General features: G+C 75.1%; 14 protein-coding genes and 1 tRNA gene. 4 read left to right on the top strand and 11 right to left on the bottom strand.

Annotation, left to right across the window (positions count from 1 at the left end; genetic code table 11):
* Positions 1-68: 68 nt before the first annotated feature.
* Positions 69-875 carry an alpha/beta fold hydrolase gene (locus tag ACBI99_RS09125; RefSeq protein ID WP_375072076.1) on the bottom strand — a complete coding sequence of 269 codons (807 nt, stop codon included), beginning with the start codon at positions 873-875 and terminating at the stop codon, positions 69-71.
* A gap of 55 nt (positions 876-930) precedes the next feature.
* Here ACBI99_RS09125 and ACBI99_RS09120 point away from each other — a divergent pair, with 55 nt between their 5' ends.
* Complete coding sequence (locus ACBI99_RS09120) at positions 931-1,554, top strand: TetR/AcrR family transcriptional regulator C-terminal domain-containing protein (RefSeq protein ID WP_219508263.1); 624 nt, start codon at positions 931-933, stop codon at positions 1,552-1,554.
* A gap of 116 nt (positions 1,555-1,670) precedes the next feature.
* Here ACBI99_RS09120 and ACBI99_RS09115 read toward each other — a convergent pair whose 3' ends face one another.
* The 3 genes from ACBI99_RS09115 to ACBI99_RS09105 form a co-directional block, all read right to left on the bottom strand.
* Positions 1,671-2,588 (bottom strand): hypothetical protein, encoded by a 918-nt coding sequence (locus ACBI99_RS09115; RefSeq protein ID WP_375072075.1) that lies wholly within the window; start codon positions 2,586-2,588, stop codon positions 1,671-1,673.
* A 203-nt stretch (positions 2,589-2,791) separates the two neighbouring features.
* Positions 2,792-3,829: an ROK family protein gene (locus tag ACBI99_RS09110; protein WP_375072074.1), complete on the bottom strand. Its 1,038-nt coding sequence runs from the start codon at positions 3,827-3,829 to the stop codon at positions 2,792-2,794.
* A complete protein-coding gene (locus ACBI99_RS09105; protein WP_375072073.1) occupies positions 3,826-4,485 on the bottom strand; it encodes an N-acetylmannosamine-6-phosphate 2-epimerase in 660 nt (219 codons plus the stop codon). The genes ACBI99_RS09110 and ACBI99_RS09105 overlap by 4 nt, the downstream gene beginning before the upstream one ends.
* 96 nt (positions 4,486-4,581) lie before the next feature.
* On the opposite strand from ACBI99_RS09105, the gene ACBI99_RS09100 reads away from it, so the two are divergent.
* The gene (locus ACBI99_RS09100) at positions 4,582-5,292 is read left to right on the top strand and encodes a GntR family transcriptional regulator (protein ID WP_357587313.1); all 711 of its coding nucleotides are present in this window, start codon (positions 4,582-4,584) and stop codon (positions 5,290-5,292) included.
* Positions 5,293-5,296: 4 nt separating this feature from the next.
* On the opposite strand, the gene ACBI99_RS09095 is transcribed toward ACBI99_RS09100, so the two are convergent.
* Positions 5,297-5,773: a GNAT family N-acetyltransferase gene (locus tag ACBI99_RS09095; protein WP_375072072.1), complete on the bottom strand. Its 477-nt coding sequence runs from the start codon at positions 5,771-5,773 to the stop codon at positions 5,297-5,299.
* A gap of 136 nt (positions 5,774-5,909) precedes the next feature.
* On the opposite strand from ACBI99_RS09095, the gene ACBI99_RS09090 reads away from it, so the two are divergent.
* Complete coding sequence (locus ACBI99_RS09090; RefSeq protein WP_219508257.1) at positions 5,910-7,616, top strand: hypothetical protein; 1,707 nt, start codon at positions 5,910-5,912, stop codon at positions 7,614-7,616.
* On the opposite strand, the gene ACBI99_RS09085 is transcribed toward ACBI99_RS09090, so the two are convergent.
* The 3 genes from ACBI99_RS09085 to ACBI99_RS09075 all read right to left on the bottom strand — a co-directional run bounded on the left by ACBI99_RS09085 (position 7,614) and on the right by ACBI99_RS09075 (position 10,282).
* A tRNA-Met gene (locus tag ACBI99_RS09085) sits at positions 7,614-7,687 on the bottom strand. The two genes, ACBI99_RS09090 and ACBI99_RS09085, sit on opposite strands and share 3 nt — an antisense overlap.
* Before the next feature lie 31 nt (positions 7,688-7,718).
* Entirely contained in the window at positions 7,719-9,677 is a 1,959-nt protein-coding gene (locus ACBI99_RS09080) for a translation factor GTPase family protein (RefSeq protein WP_246645563.1), read from the bottom strand.
* A gap of 152 nt (positions 9,678-9,829) precedes the next feature.
* Complete coding sequence (locus ACBI99_RS09075; protein ID WP_219508255.1) at positions 9,830-10,282, bottom strand: VOC family protein; 453 nt, start codon at positions 10,280-10,282, stop codon at positions 9,830-9,832.
* 156 nt (positions 10,283-10,438) lie between these two features.
* On the opposite strand from ACBI99_RS09075, the gene ACBI99_RS09070 reads away from it, so the two are divergent.
* Positions 10,439-10,771 carry a putative quinol monooxygenase gene (locus ACBI99_RS09070; RefSeq protein WP_219508254.1) on the top strand — a complete coding sequence of 111 codons (333 nt, stop codon included), beginning with the start codon at positions 10,439-10,441 and terminating at the stop codon, positions 10,769-10,771.
* Here ACBI99_RS09070 and ACBI99_RS09065 read toward each other — a convergent pair.
* From ACBI99_RS09065 to ACBI99_RS09055, 3 genes are read right to left on the bottom strand one after another with little or no spacing between them, the layout of a single operon-like run.
* Positions 10,704-13,982 carry a helicase HerA domain-containing protein gene (locus ACBI99_RS09065; protein ID WP_357587317.1) on the bottom strand — a complete coding sequence of 1,093 codons (3,279 nt, stop codon included), beginning with the start codon at positions 13,980-13,982 and terminating at the stop codon, positions 10,704-10,706. The genes ACBI99_RS09070 and ACBI99_RS09065 overlap by 68 nt on opposite strands.
* Positions 13,979-14,614: a hypothetical protein gene (locus tag ACBI99_RS09060; protein ID WP_219508252.1), complete on the bottom strand. Its 636-nt coding sequence runs from the start codon at positions 14,612-14,614 to the stop codon at positions 13,979-13,981. The genes ACBI99_RS09065 and ACBI99_RS09060 overlap by 4 nt, the downstream gene beginning before the upstream one ends.
* A gap of 3 nt (positions 14,615-14,617) precedes the next feature.
* Positions 14,618-15,952, bottom strand: coding sequence for an endonuclease domain-containing protein (locus ACBI99_RS09055; RefSeq protein ID WP_375072071.1), 1,335 nt, complete (start codon positions 15,950-15,952; stop codon positions 14,618-14,620).
* Between the last annotated feature and the right edge of the window lie 9 nt (positions 15,953-15,961).

Genomic DNA, 15,961 nt, shown 5'->3' with positions numbered 1-15,961 from the left:
ATCTCACAGTGTAGGCGAACCGTCGCGATCGGCTCGGCATCCTGCGCTGCGGAGCGGGCTCCTGGGGCCTACGCATTTCCGGGGGTGGTGAGGACTTCCGTGGCGAGGGTTTCGATGACGTGGGCGACCTCGGCCGGGGCGCGGAGGTGGGCGCTGTGTCCCTGGCCGCGCAGGGTGACGCGGCGGGCGTTCGGGAGGCGGCGTTCGAGGGCGTCGAGGCGGGCGGCCAGGTGGGCGGGGCTGCGGTCGCCGCCGAGCAGGACGACGGGGGCGTCGATGGCGGCGTACGCGTCGAGGCGGTCGCCGAGTTCGTCGATCGCCTCGAGGTCGTCGATCTGCCGGGGCGCCAGGGCCCGCATCCTGGGCGCGGCCGCCACGTACAGGCCGACGAGGCGGGAGGCGAACGGCGGGATGCCGACGACGTCGCGGACGAAGATCTCGATGGCCTTGCCGGGGCGGCCGGCGTCGGCGAGGGCGCGGGTGCGGGCGGTGGCCTCGCCGCCGAGCGGGGGGCCGGTGACGACGGGGGGTTCGTAGAGGACCGCGCCCGCGAACGCGCCGGGGGCGGCGGCGAGCGCCTCCAGGACGGCGACGCCGCCAGAGGAGTGGCCGGCGAGCAGCACCGGGCCGCCGAGCGCCGCCGCCGCCACGCGGACGTCGTCGGCCTCCTGGGCCATGGTGCAGCGGGGGCGCAGGTCGAGGCGGTACTGGCGGCGGTGGATCCGGACGACCCGGTGGCGGGGGCTGAGCAGGCGGGCGACCTTGTGCCATTGCGAACCGTCGTCCAGGCCCGCGTGCACCACGAGGACGGCGGGGCCACGGCCCTCGTCGGTGGCGTGTATGCCGGCGCCGTCGGGGGTGGGGATGGTGAGCACGGTGCCTCCTTAGCAACGCTAAGGGCGACTTTAGCATTGCTAAGGTAGGGCGTCGATGGGCGAGAACAGGCGGGGCGCGCTGTCCCCACAGGTGCTGGTCGAGACCGCGTTGCGGCTGCTGGACGAGGTCGGGCTCGACGGGCTGACCGTGCGCAGGCTGGCCGCCGAGCTGGGCGTGCGGTCACCGGCGCTCTACTGGCACATCCGCACCAAGCAGGAGCTTCTGGACGGGATGGCCGACGCGATCGTGCTGGCGGCGGGCATGGGGCCGCCGGGCGCGGACGAGACGTGGCAGGAGTGGCTGGCCCGGCGCGCCCGCGCGTACCGGCGCTGCCTGCTCGCGCACCGCGACAGCGCCCGCATCGTCGCCGGGGCCACGCGGCTCGGCGCGGAGACGGTCGCGAGGTTCGACGAGGAGCTGGCGGAGCTGGTCAGGCGCGGGTTCGGGCCGGTGCTCGCGTTGCGGGCGATCACCCACGTCACCCACTACGTCAACGGGTTCGTGCTGCAGGAGCAGGCGGAACGTCCCGAGAGCGGACAGCCGGCCGGGCCGCCCGGCGAGACGCTGGCGGCGGCGCTGCGCGAAGGGGACAGCCCGCTGGGTGAAGAGGCGTTCGAGCACGGCCTGCGCACGCTCGTCGCGGGCATCGAGGCGGCTCTGGAGGAAGGTCAGCGGTAGGGGTCGGTGATCTCGCGGAGGCGGGTCAGGGCGTGGCGGAGCCGGTCGGTTCCGCGTCTGCCGAGGTGGCGGGCGGGGGCGACGCGGCGGCACGGTCACCGGCCCGGCGCGGACGGTCATCGGGTGGTACGTGGCACCCAGCCCAGGAACGTGCCCTCGGGGCAGTGCGTGGCCAGGGCCGCCGCGATCGAGCCGTGCAGGTGGGCGTCGCCGGGCAGGGCGAGGTGGCGCTCGCCGGGCTCGTCGTGGAACGACAGGTCGAGCCGGGCCCCCGGGTAGCGGCGGACGCCGTCGACGGTCTTCGCTTCGCCGGTGTACGAGAGGGCGGCCGAACGGATTCTGGGCCAGGGGTGCTCGTTGATGCCGCGTTCGGTGACGGTCAGGACGCCCAGGGCCTTGGCGCGCAGATTGATCCGGATATATCCGGCGATGCCGATGATCACGACGAGCACCACGCCGGCCATGAACGCGAGGTAGTCCGGCGCGTCCACCCCCCGGTCCTCGGGCAGCGTCGCGCCGATCACCCCGACGACGACCAGCACGGCGACGGAGATGACGACCATCAGGCAGCCGAACATCCCCCGGCCCTGCCTGAGCGCGGCGCCCCGCAGGTCGAACGCGGTCCCGTCAGGCGGCTGCCGCACCACCCGCACCCTGGCCGTGGAACGGCTCCACCGCTTGACGTCCTCGCGCCCCAGCAGCAGCCCGCCCGCGACACCGCACAGCGCCGCCCCGGCCCCGATCCCCTGCGACGGATACACCCCGCCACCGGAGACCCCTGCGGCGAGCACCGCGCCCACGAGCAGGACCGAGCCGATCCCGAGCACCGCCACGCGCATCAACCCGATCGCCATCGGCCCGCCCAGCCACACCCGGGCGAGCCAGAAGCACCAGACCGAGCTCCAGAACACCCCGGCGAAGATCTCGAACGGCGCGGCGGCGGTCCCCCACACGAGCACGGCGCCGCCGACGAGACCTAGCCAGAACACGGCGAGCAGCCCGGCAGCCAGCCGAAGAGCGGGGGGACGCGGCATGCGCGGCATCCTAACCGGCCCCGGGCCGCCACCACGCCCCGCCGAGGCCCGTCCGCAGTTACGGGAGCCGCCCCTGGGAGACGACCGTTCGGGCGAGCTCGGCGCGGGGGCGGCCCACGAGGCGCGGGGCGGTCCGTACGGGCGCGGTCCGGACGGGCGGGTGGTTGCCCGGATCTCGGCCTGCTGCGGCCAGGACGGGCTGGTCAGGAGGGTGGGGGGAGGGCGGTCAGGCCGGCGCCGATGAGGCCCGCCTGGTCGGTGAGGGCCGCCGGGTGGATCGGGGCGCGGCGGGGGCCGGGCAGGGCGTCGGCGCGGTAGGCCAGGCGGAGCGGGTCCAGCAGGAGGGGGCCGAGTCGCGAGACACCGCCCGCGATCACGATCACGTCGGGGTCCAGGAGGTTGGCGGCGCCCGCGAGCGTACGGCCCAGGAGGGTCGCGGCGGTGGTGATCACCTGGGTGGCGCGCGGGTCGCCGGATCGGGCCAGGGCGGCGATGGCGGCCAAATCGAGGCGGTCGCCTGTCAGCTCGCGGCCTGTCAGTTCGTGGTACGTGCGCTCGATCGCGGGGCCTGAGGCGTGGGCTTCGATGTGGTCCGTCGCGCCGCACGAGCACTTGCGACCGGCGACCAGGGCGGAGGCCGGGGCGGGGAGGTGGCCGAGGGCGCCCGCGGTGCCCGTGGGGCCGGGGTACGTGGTGCCGCCGGTCACCAGGGCGCCGCCGATGCCGGTGCCGACGGCGACGACCAGGGCAGTGCGGGCGCCCCGGGCGGCGCCGAGGCGGGCTTCGGCGGTTCCGGCGGCATGGCAGTCGTTCACCACGGCCACCGGAAGGCCGAGGGCGTGCCCGGCGATGGACCTGACGTCGGTGCCGGCCCAGCCGGTGAGCAGGTCGGTGGCGCTGGAGATGCGTCCGCCAGCGTCGACCACGCCGGCCGTCGCGATGCCGCACGCCACCACCCGGTCACCGCCGAGGGCCAGCAGGGGGCGGGCGCAGTCCAGGACGGCTGCCATGATGGCCTCGCCGCCGTCGGCCGCCGGGGTGGGCGTGCGCCGCGCGCCGGTCAGCCGCCCGGCGGCGCCCACCAGCCCGGCCGCGATCTTGGTGCCGCCGATGTCCACCGCCACGGCCAGCGCCCCGCCACCACCGCTGGAAGCCCGGGAGTCGACGCCGGGCGCCTCGGAACGGGTGCCCGGCTCCCCACCGCGGTCCCAGGACAGGTCGCCTGGCCGGTTCGCCGTCATCGGGAGGCTGCCGGGGTGGCGTGGGTGAGGCGGGCGGTGAGGGACACCGGGTCGGTGATCGCGCCGCCGGCCACGACGGCCCACGCCCCGGCCTCGAACGCGCGCCGTACCTGGTCCTCGGTCCGGTAGCGCCCCTCGGCGACGACCCGCACGCCGTGCCCGGCGAGGGCGGCGACGAGGGCGAGGTCGGGGTCGTCGGGCGTGGGGAGCTGGGCGGCGGTGTAGCCGGACAGGGTGGTGCCGACCACGGCGGCGCCCGCGTCCCAGGCGGCGAGGCCCTCGTCGAGGGTGGAGACGTCGGCCATCACGGGCACGAACGCGCGCACGGCCGCGAGCAGCTCGGCGTCGGCGGGCGATTCGCGGGTCAGGTCGACGGCGACCATCGCGGCCCCGGCCGCCGCCAGGTCGCGGGCGAGGCCGAGGGTGGGGGTGATGAGGTGGCGGTGCGCGTACGGGATCTTGTGCAGGCCGATGACCGGGAGCGCGGTGTGGCGCCGGACGGCGCGGATGTCGGCGGCGGAGTTGATCCGGAGCCCGGCTGCGCCGCCGAGTTCGGCGCAGCGGGCGAGCCGGGCGATGGTCTCGGGGTCGCGCAGCGGGTGCCCGTCGGACGCCTGGCAGGAGACGACGAGGCCGCCCCGGATCTGTTCCAGCATGGTTGTATAGCCCAATCCACCTGATCCCCCACGACAAGGGGAATTCGCTCGGCGAAATGGTATAGCCCAATTCTGGGGAGGGCTAGACTGCCCGCTGTGAACGAGGAGGCGGAGGGCAAGTCGGCACGGCTGCGCCGGCATCTGCTCTCGCTGCTGGGCGACGAGCTGGCCCCGCACGACCGGCTGCCGACCGAGCGCAGTCTGGCGGAGGAGTTCGGGGCGAGCCGGTTGACGGTGCGGCTGGTGCTCGACCAGCTTGAGCGGGAGGGCCGCGTCTACCGGGTGCAGGGCTCGGGGACGTTCGCGAGCGAGCCGCGCATCGCCAAGTCGGTGGAGCTGACCTCGTTCAGCGAGGACATGCGGGCGCGGGGGCTGCGGCCGGGGTCGCTGGCGGTGACGGAGGAACGCATCCCGGCCGGGGCGGAGGTCGGCTACGCGCTGGGCATCAGCCCGTCGGCCGAGGTGCTGCACGTGCGGCGGGTGCGTACGGCCGACGGCGAGCCGATCTGCCTGGAGCACTCCTACCTGCCGTCGGCGCTGGTGCCGGGCGCGCTGGGCGAGGCGTTGCGCGGCTCGCTGTACGAGGAGCTGGCCGGGCACGGGCTGGCCCCGCGCCGGGCCGAGCAGACGATCAGGGCGACGGTGCTGGACCCGGCCGACGCGCGGGAATTGCGGGTGGCGGCGTTCTCGCCGGCGTTCCTGGTGCAGCGGACGGCCTACGACGCGCGCGGCCGGGCGGTCGAGCGCGCGCTGTCGCTCTATCGGGCCGACCGCTACTCCTACGAGCTGACGATCTACCGGGACTGACCGGCTACCGGGACTGACCGGCGAAGGTCGTCAGGGCGTCGCCCGAGAGCCGGTAGCGGATCCACTCGTCGCACGGCTCGGCGCCGATCGACCGGTAGAAGTCGATCGACGGCTGGTTCCAGTCGAGCACCGACCATTCGAACCGCTCGTAGCCGCGCTCGACGCCGATGCGGGCCAGCTCCGTCATGAGCGCCTTGCCGTGCCCGCCGCCCCGGCTCTCCGGCCGAACGTACAGATCCTCCAGATAGATCCCGTACGTCCCGGTCCAGGTGGAGAAGCTGAGGAACCACAGCGCGAAGCCGACGACCTGCCCGTCGCTCTCGGCGACGTGGGCGTACGCCGCCGCGGAGTCGCCGAACAGCGCGTCCTTCAGCCGCTCGTCGGTGAGCTTGACCTCGTGCAGGGATTTCTCGTACTCGGCCAGGTCGCGGACCAGCTGGTTGATCACGGGCACGTCGTCGGGAGTGGCGGGGCGAATCATGTGCGCAAGCGTATGACACCTGCGCGCCTACCCTTTTCGCCCGTCCCCGTGCGACGATGCGCAGGCGTGGTGTGCGCCGGGGGGCGGGGGCCTGTTGGGATGGCGTGCGCGCGCGTTCCCGGGAGGTGGCTGTTCGGTGGGGGGCGTGGATCTGGCCCGCTGTGACGACGGTGCGTTCGCGATCACCGCGGGCGAGCGGGCGCTGTACGAGGAGGGCGACTTACGGGCCGCGCGGCGCTGCTTCGAGGCGGCGCACGGCCGGGCCGAGGCGAGCGGCGACCGTGCCGCGCTGGCGCGGGCGGCGCTCGGGCTGGGCGGGATCTGGGTGCAGGAGCACCGGCCGGGCCCGCGTCAGGAGACGGTACGGGCGCGGCAGCGGCGGGCGCTGGCGCTGGTCGGCCCGCGCTCCCCGCTGGCGCTGCGGCTGCGGATCAGGATGCGCGGCGAGGACGACTACCGGGCGGGCGAGCACGCCGGGACCCTGCGCCTGCTGGAGGAGGCGAGGGCGGCGGGTGACCCGGTGGCGCTCGCGGAGGCGCTGAGCCTGGCGCACCACTGCCTGCTGGGCCCGGCCCACGCGGGCACGCGGCTGGCGCTGGCGTCGGAGCTGACGGGCGTGGCGGCGCGCACCGGGCGGCGCGGCGACCTGCTCATGGGGCTGATGTGGCGGACGGTCGACCTGTTCAAGGCGGCCGATCCGCAGGCGGAGCCGTCGCTGCGGGAGCTGCGGGCGGCGCTGGCGGCGGGCGACCATCTGGCGGTCGGGTTCGTGGCGCGGGCGGCGGAGGTGATGCTGGCGACGCGGGCGGGCCGGTTCGAGGAGGCGGAGGCGCTGGCGGGCGCGTGCGCGCAGCGGGGCGCGGAGGCGGGGCACGTGGACGCGCCCGGCTGGTACGGCGAGCAGCTCGGCGCGATCCGCTGGTTCCAGGGGCGGGCGGGCGAGCTGGTGCCGTCGCTGCGCGAGCTGGCCGGGTCGCCGACGCTCAGCCCGGTGGACCACGCGGTGGCGGCGAGCCTGGCCGTGTCCGCCGCGACGGCCGGCGATCACCGGACGGCGGCGGGGGTGCTGGCCCGGTTGCGCGGCCAGAACCTGCCGCGTTCGGGAAGCTGGCTGGCGACGCTCTACTTCCTGACCGAGGCCGCGTACCTGCTGCGTGACACGGGCACGGCGGCGCGGGCCCGCGAGCTGCTGGCGCCCTACGCGGGGCTGCCGGCTGTGGCCGGGCCGGGCGTGACGTGTCTCGGCTCGGTGCGGCACTCGCTGGGGATGGCGGCGCTGACGACCGGCGACGTGGACGGCGCGGTGGCGGAGCTCCGCGCGGCGGTGCGCGACAACGTGGCGCTGGGCCACCGGCCCGCCGCGGCGCTGTCGCGGCACCGGCTGGCGCAGGCGCTGGCGCTGCGCCACGGCCTCGACGACGAGGCGGCCCGCCGGGAGCGGTCGGCCGCCGCCGAGGAGGCCAGGGAGCTGGGCATGATGCTGCCCGCCGGGCCGGGCGCGTGCCGGATCGAGCCGCACGGCAGGCAGTGGCGGGTGACGCTGGGCGGGCGGCGCACGCTCGTCGCCGACAGCGTCGGCATGCGTCACCTGGCCGTCCTGGTGGCGCGGCCGGGCCGGGAGGTCCCGGCGGCCGACCTGGTCGAGGAGGACCGGGCGGGCGGCGGGGAGCGGGCCAGGATCGCCGTCGGCAAGGCGGTCAGGCGGGCGCTGGCGCGGATCGCGGAGGCGGACCCGGTCATCGGCGTGGAGCTGCGGGCCGCCGTGCGGACGGGGGCCCGCTGCGCGTATCTGCCGGGAAACGACGAGATCCCGCCCAACCGGACGGGATCTCGTGAAGAGTAGCGGGGGAAGGATTTGAACCTACGACCTTCGGGTTATGAGCCCGACGAGCTACCGAACTGCTCTACCCCGCGTCGACTCCTCAACTGTATCGCACTTCCGGACCTACACGAGCCGGATCACGTGAAGCAGATACTCCTTCCGGTTGAGCGGGTTGTGGTCGGTGCGCGGCCGGGCGGGCGCGGGGCCGCGCACCTCCTGGTAGGAGTCGAACGCGCTCTCCAGCATCCCCTCCCCCCGGGTGAGCCCCGGCAGCCGCTGCTCCAGCTCGTGCACCCGGGCCGCCGGGATCACCCCGTCCACCCGGTACGCGCTCCCGGCGGGCCCGGCGGCGCCCGGCACGCCGCCGAGGCGGGCCAGCTCGGCCAGCACGGCGGCGGAGGCGTCGGCCGGCAGCTCCAGCGCGAAGCGGTGCATCGGCTCGTACACGCGGGTGCCGGCCCGCTTCAGCGCGTCCATGAGCACCAGCGGCGTCAGGTGGCGGAAGTCTCCGGCGGTGCTCGACATGCTCTTGTCGAACCCGCCGTGCGCGCTGCTCTGCCTGGCCCAGTAGCCGGAGTGCGTGAGCGTGACCACGCAGTCGAGCACCTGCCAGCCGTACAGCCCCTGGCCCAGGGTCTCGCGGACGGTGTCCTCGACGGCCCGCATGAACGTGTACGGCATCGAGCCCAGCTCCACCTCCAGCCTGAAGTCCACGCCTGACCCGATCGGCGCGGGCTCGACGCGCAGCCCGACGGTGCCGAGGAACGGATTGCCGCCCTTGCCGATCAGCTCCACGGCCGCGCCGGTGCCCGCGGGGCGCTCGACGCAGATCGTGGTGGTCTCGCGGAAGGTGACGCCGAGCCCGTACTCGGCGGCCAGCGTCTCCTGGATGACCTCCTTCTGCACCTCGCCGTACAGGGAGACGGAGATCTCCTGGCGCACGTCGTCCTGGCGCAGGTTGATCAGCGGGTCCTGCTCGGCGAGCTGGGAGAGCGCGGCGTGCAGGGCGGCCCGGCCGGACGGGTCGCCCGGCACGACGACGGTCTCCAGCGTGGGCGGCGCGAAGTGCTGCCGGGCGAGCCGCGGGGGCCGTCCGACGGCGTCGCCGATCCGCACCTCGGTGAGCCCGTGCAGCCGGGCGATGCGCCCCGCCTCGACGGCCGGGGCGCGGACGGCCGAGCCCCGGTCGAACAGCGCGATCGACGTCACCTTGCCCTCCCGGCCGTCGCCGAACGGCACGACGTCCCGTACGCGGACCGTGCCGGAGAACAGCCGCACGTAGGCGGCCTTCTCCCCGGCCGGCCCGCGCTCGACCTTGAACACGGTGCCGGAGAGCGGCCCGCCGGCGTCGCCGCGCGCGGCCGGGAGCAGGTCGCGGATGCCGCCGATCAGCTCGGGGACGCCCGCGCCGGTGATGGCCGAGCCGAGGAACACCGGGTGCGCGAGCGCCCGCCGCGTCTGCCCGGCCAGCGCCCGGCGCAGCCGCCGGTACGGGACGGGCGTGCCCTCCACGTACGCGGCCAGCAGCGCGTCGTCGTGCTCGGCGAGCGTCTCGGCCAGGGCGTCGTCCGCGTCGCCCGGCCCGTACGGGACGAACCGGGCGTCGCGCCGGCCCTCGCCCGTGACGGCGCCCATCGCGACGCTCGCCGGGGCGAGCTTGGCCGCGATGTCGCGCAGCACGCCCGCGCAGCGCGCCCCGCCCCGGTCGATCTTGTTGACGAAGATCAGCACGGGGATGCCGAGCCGCCGCAGCGTCCGCATCAGCACGCGGGTCTGCGCCTGGACGCCCTCGACGGCGGACACGACGAGCACCGCGCCGTCGAGCACGCCGAGCACCCGTTCGACCTCGGCGATGAAGTCGGGGTGGCCGGGCGTGTCGATGAGGTTGACCGTCACGTCGCCCAGCGGGAAGGAGACGACGGCGGACTTGATGGTGATGCCGCGCCGGCGTTCGAGGGCGAGGGAGTCGGTCTGGGTGTTGCCGTCGTCGACGCTGCCGAGCTCGTCGATGACTCCGGCGGCGTGCAGCAGCCGCTCGGTCAGGCTGGTCTTACCGGCGTCTACATGCGCAAGGACGCCCAAATTCAGAAATTTCACGAACCGCCATGTCCTCTGAGTGGATGGAAGTGCTCAGCTGGGGGGACATGGTTGTGGCTCGCATCGTGAAGCTCCTCCGCTCGTCGGTGTCCCGGCAGCACACCAGATCGGCGGCCGCCGGGACAACAGGTTTTACCTCAGCCCGCGGCGGCTTCGAGCAGACCCTTCACCTCGATCTTGTTCATGCCGAGCATGGCCTGCGCGACCCTGGCCGCGACCGCCGGGTCCGGGCCGCCCATCAGGTCCGGCAGGGCGCGCGGGATGATCTGCCAGGACAGGCCGTAGCGGTCCTTGAGCCAGCCGCACCGGCCCTCCTCGCCGCCCTCCGTCAGCCGGGCCCACAGCTCGTCGACCTCCTCCTGCGACGCGCAGTCCACGTACAGGGAGGTCGCCTCGCTGAACTCCTTGCCCGGTCCCCCGTTCAGCGCGATGTGACGCTGCCCGGCCAGCTCGAACGTCACCGTCATCGCCGCGCCCCCCGGCACCCGCTGGACGTCCACGATCCGCGAGTCCGGCAGGAGCGAGGTGTAGAACGTGGCCGCCTCCTCGGCCTGGTCGTCGAACCACAGGAATGTCGTGACCTTCTGCATGACGTCGTCCTCTCGTGCGGGGGAACCTCCCCCTCACCAGCGCGTCGAACGACCGGCCGCCGGATCGACACGCGACCGGAGAAGTTTTCCGCCGGGCGCGTCACGGCAGGTCAGGCCACCCGCCATACGATCGTCCCCGAGACCTGAGGAGGCCCGATGATTTTCATCACCGCGAAGTTCCGCGTACTGCCCGAGTCCGCCGCCAGGTGGGCGGAGATCACCGCCGAGTTCACCGCCGCCACCCGGGCCGAGCCCGGCTGCCTGTGGTTCGACTGGTCGCGCAGCCTCGACGACCCGAACGAGTACGTGCTCGTCGAGGCGTTCCGCGACGACGAGGCCGGCGCCGCGCACGTCCGGTCGGACCACTTCCGCGAGGCGCAGCGGACGCTGCCGCCGCACCTCGCGGAGACCCCGCGGATCGTCAACACGACGATCGCGCAGGACGGCTGGTCGGAGCTGGGGGAGATGGCCGTGCCGCCCGCGCGATGACCTCCTCCGTCGTGAGCGGCGCCCTGGGGTGGTGGCTCAGGCACATCGGCACCCGCGTCCTGACCGGGCCCCGCCCCTCCAGCGCCACGTAGAACTCCCCGGACCGCAACCGCGACACGTCGGGCACGTCGCCGCCCTTCGCCCGCGCCATCTCGCGGGCCGCGCCGATCTGGATGGGCGCGTTCAGCAGGCCGAAGAACTGGGTGGCGGCGTTGCCAGGGATCTGGTTGTGCAGCCCCTTCGGCGCCTGCGTGGCGAAGACCAGGCCGAGCCCGTACTTGCGGGCCTGCGACGCCAGCGCCAGCGTGCTGCGCAGGCACGCGGTAACACCACCGGCCGCCGGGGCGAACGTCTGCGCCTCGTCCATCACGAACAGGCCGCCCAGCGGCCGGTCACCCGCCGGGTTCTTCTTGACCCAGGCGAACAGCGCAAGCTGCAACTGGCTGACGAAGCTCTGCCGCTGCTCGTCCCCCGGCAGGCCCGCCAGGCTCACCACCGACACGCGGGCCCGCCTGCCCGGCGGCGGCGTCAGCAGCAGGCCAGGGTCCACCGGCGTCCCCTCGCCGCCGAACAGCGGATCGTTGTCCATCGCCGCCCGCAGCGACTGGGCCAGATCCGCGGCGATGCGCTCCGCGTCCGCCAGCTCGCTCACGCCCTCCGGCAGCGCCGCCAGCATCCCGGCCAGGCCGCGCAACGTCGTCCCGCCCCGCCGCCCGTACCATTCGAGCGCCTTGCGCAGCACCGCCTGGCCGCGCTGCGCCTTCACGGTCTGCGCGGTCAGCTTCAGCCTCGGGGCCACGGCCGCCATCGCGGCCTCCACCGCCTCGCCGAACTCGTCCGGATCGGCGGCCACCCCGGCCAGGTCGGGCAGCGGCTGGAAACTCAACGGCCGGCCCGCCGCCCGCCTCGGCGTCCACACCACCACATCGGTGCCCGCCAGATACGCCTCCGCCTTGCGCTCGTCGCCCTCCGCCCAGCCCTCCGGCCGCTCCGGCCACCGGTCCCCCAGCCTCGCCAGGTCGTTGTTCGGGTCGAGCACGATGGCCGACACACCCCGCAGCGCGCACTCCTCCACCAGCCGCCGGATCAGCACCGTCTTGCCGGACCCGGTGCCGGCGAAGATCGCCACATGCTTCCTGAGCCCCTCCAACTGCACCCGCACCCCGACGTCCACGTACTCCCCACCGCCGAAGTCCCCGGAAACGGGCACACCCGACACGACGGGAGCGGGCGCGGCCGTCTGCGGCCCCGCCCCTCCCGCAGCGGGCGCCCCCAGCGCGCCCCCACCCGAACCGGACGCAGCCGCTCCAGGAGCGGGGGCGGGCGCCTCCGGCGTGCCACCGCCCGGACCGGACGGCGCCACCCCGGGTGTGGACGCATCGGACTGGGGCGGTTCGGGGGGAACGGTCCAGGGGCCGGTGAGGGCTTGGGTGAGGAAGGCGATGGCGGACGTGGGACGGCGGGTGGTGAGCCAGGAAGCGAGCCCCGGCGGGTTCTCGGCCAGCAGCGCCTTGAGCGCCGCCAGGACCTTGAGGTCGCCGCGCGTCACGGGCAGGGTGCGCCCTCCGGCGTGCTCGAAGGCCGCGATCGCCTCCTTGGTGCGCACCCCGGGAGACCAGGGCGCGTTGCGCAGCAGGAAGAGCCGCCGCTTGGGCACGCGCGGATCCAGCCCGGCGGCGACGGACGCCTTGCGCACCCGGTTGAGCGCCGCGTTCCCGTGGGCGGCGCTGACCGCGCGGAACGCCCAGTGCGCCTCGTCCTCGGTCTCCTCGTCGAGCGTGTGCCGCAGCCGGGCGTGCAGCGGCGGCTTGGCGCTGGGCGGCGGGTCGACGCTGAACGCCTTGCCCGCTTCGCCGCGTTCGCCGACCCAGGCGGCCAGCCCCGCCGCGAGGAGCGCGGGGACGATGACGTCCTCGGTCGCGGCGTCGAGCTCCGGCGGCTCGGCGGCGTCGCGCAGCCGGGCGAACCGCGTGTCGATCGCCGCGAGCAGGCCCGCGTCGGGGACGGGACTCTGACGCGTCGTGCCGGTGCCGGATCCGGTGAGCCGGGTCAGCTCGCGGACCTGCCCGTCCTGTACGCAGCCCTGGACGTGGTCGTCGATCGTGATGAGCAGTTGCCGGGGCGTGAACCCGGGCGCCTGCTCGAACGCCTCCGGCCGGACGGGCCAGGTCGGGTACGGCGGCTCGAACCCGGCGGCGGCGTACTGCACCTCGAACCGCCGCGCCACGAGCCGCGCCGCCGTCTGCGCGTCGGGCAGGGTCTTGAGCTGCACGGCCTGCCGGAACCGGTCCCGTACGGTGTCGACGGCCACCTTCTCGATCAGCGTCCAGGTCGCGGGCAGGCAGGTGACGACGGTGAGCGTGCGCCGGGTGACCTCGCGCAGATCCATGAGCCCGCCGGCGATCCGTTCGATCATGGCCGATTCGCCCGGCTCGCGGGCGAGCGGATCGGTGGCGATGGGCGACTGGGCGACGAGCGCGTCGATCTGGTCGACGGCGACGATGGCGGGCCCGGTGAGGGCCAGCAGCCGCGAGACGTCCCTGACGATCTCCTGCGGCGTGCGGTCGACCTGCCGGATGCCCCAGCGGGCCCGCTCGCCGGGTTCCCCCTCGGGGGCCGACGACAGGAACGCCTCGCCGAGGTCCTGCAGCGCGAGGTCGTCGGACGCGTACAGCACCAGGGCCCGCGCCGTGTCCTGCGCCTGGCTGCCGACCTGCCGGTCGAGCCGGCGCAGCGCCGTGACGAACCGGTCCAGCACCTCCCGGGTGACGGCCTTCCTGCCGCTGACGGCGCGCCGTTCCATCCGGGACAGGTCGGCCGCCGAGGCCAGCCGCGTCAGGAACAGGCCGAGCTGGCTCTGCCCTTCGGCGGCGTCGCGGGACAGGCTGTCCAGGACGGACACGACGGTGCTCTCCCAGAAGCCCTTGGCGTCGAGCAGGCCGACGAGGACGAAGTAGCCGCCGCGGCGTTGCGCCTGTTCGCGTACCCAGCCGAGCAGGTGGGTCTTGCCGGTGCCGCGCTGCCCCTGGACGACGACGCCGATCGGGCTGGTGTCGCGCCCCTCGGCGGCCTCGGTCAGGCCGGTGAGCACGATCCCGGCGGACGGCCCGTGCAGCCCGTCCACGTGGTGGTCGGAGTGCCGCCAGACGTCGTCGGCGCCCTCGGCGTAGTTGAAGCGGAGCGCCGCCAGGGCCGCGGCCCCGGCCGTCACTGCCCGATCCACAGCAGGTGCTTGTCCTGCTCGCCGATGCGGACGGCGGCCTCGCGGTCCTGCGGGCTGAGCGTCTTCTGGTTGGACTCGGGGACGAGGTTGACGTCGGCGAGGCGTTCCATGCGGGTCAGCGTCCCGTCGAGCGCCTCCCTCGGCACGTCGCCGAGCAGCGCCCGCAGCCGCGTCAGGCTCACCCACGCGCCGGGCGAGGCCGCGAGCCGGGTGTAGGCGTCCCGGACCCGCCCCTCCACGTCCGCGCTCTCCCCCGGCGGCTGCGGCTCCAGCGGCTGGAAGACGTCGGCGAGCCGCTGGTCGGTACGCTCCAGGAACTCCGGCAGCCAGCCGAGCAGCGCCCGCGCGATCACCCCCGACGAGCCGCCGAACACCGGCAGCCGCCCCGCGCGCAGGTCCTCCCCCAGCCGCGCCCAGCCCGCGTCGGTGAGCACGTGCGCGAACCCGCGCCCCTGCTTCCAGCTGTCGACCAGCTTCAGCTCATTGAGCTTGACCCGCTTCTTCCCGTCGATCGACAGCCCGCGCCGCGCCTTGAGCTCCGTGTTGGAGATCTCCCGGGCCTCGACCGCCAGCGCCACCAGCGCCGAGAACTCGGGCAGCGACAGGGCCTTGTCTGACATGGCTCATCCTTCGGTAGTCCCGCGGCGGCTCCGCAGAAACAGCTCGATCTGCCGGGCCACCGATCCGGGATCGGTCAACACATGGGAATCGGTGAAGCGCAGCACCGCGTAACCGGCGAGCTGGAGCAGCACGTCCCGCCTCCGGTCGTCGGCGAACTTGGCCGGCCGCCGGTGGTCGGGGCCGTCGATCTCGACGACGCACCGCTCCGCCTGCCACAGCAGGTCCACCCGGATGGGCGGGGCCAGCGGGTGGGGCTGGTACGTCCGGTTCCACGCCCGCCCGGCGGCCCAGGGCCGGGGCGCGAGTGCGTCCTCCAGCGCCTGCTCGCTGCGGCTCGCCGGATGCGGCCGCCCCGCCACCGGCGGATACCCCAGCCCTCCGCCCTCCGCCTCCCCGTGCGGCGGGCGCGGGTCATCCGGCGTCCAACCGGCCGGCCGTACGCTCTCCGCCTGGTCGGTGGGGATGCGTACGCGCTCGCCGGGGAGTGTGTGGACGGCGGGAAGGCGGAGCGGCCGGAGCGGGAGCGGGACGGCGGGCACCCGGTCCACGGCGGGCAGCGGCGCCCCGGCCAGCCACACGCCGAACCCACCCCGGTGGGCGAGCCATTCGCAGCCGGCGACGAGCACCTCCTGCTCGGCGGGCGGCAGCTCACCGGGGACGCGCACCAGGATGGCCGTCCACTCCCGCCGGAAGCTCGCGGCCAGCACCCGCGCCAGCCCCGCCGCCCGCGCCTCCGGCCCGAACCGCCCCCGCCCCCGGCCCCGACCCCGGTTCTGGCCCCAACCCTGGTCTCGGCTCCCGCCCCCGCCCTGGCCCCGAGCCCCGGCCTGATCCCGGGCCGCGCCCTGGCCCCGGCCCTCGCCCTGGTCCTGGTCCTGGTCCTGGTCGAAGGTAGGGGTGGGACCCGTACCCGGGAGAGGGCCGAAGCCGGGCGCGGAGCCCGGGACGAGGCCGGGCGCGGAAACGGGGGTGTGGGTGGCGAGGGCGCGGGTGGCCAGGGCGCGGGTGGCCAGGGCGGCGAGGAAGGGGCCGAAGTGAGGGCTGGTCGCGGCTTCGCGCAGGGCCAGGGCGCGGACCGCGGCCGGGGCGGCGCCGCCGGGGCCGTCGAGCGTCGCGGCGGCCGGCAGCCAGGCGGGGAAGAGGGCGAGCGCGGCGGCGTCGAGCTCGTCCAGGACCGCCGCGACGAGGTCGGCGGCGGTGCGGGCCGGGCGGGCGGTGTAGGTGACGATCGCGGGGCCGTCCTCGGGCAGCGGATCGGCGGCGAGCTCGATCGCGTCGGGGTCGGCCCCGGCCCACACCACCCGGCCGGCCGGTGATCGCGACCATGAGCGCACCACAGGCCAGTC

The organism is Nonomuraea sp. ATR24 (assembly GCF_041950485.1).
GTDB lineage: Bacteria > Actinomycetota > Actinomycetes > Streptosporangiales > Streptosporangiaceae > Nonomuraea > Nonomuraea ceibae.
This window is presented reverse-complemented; position numbering and strand designations above follow the sequence as displayed.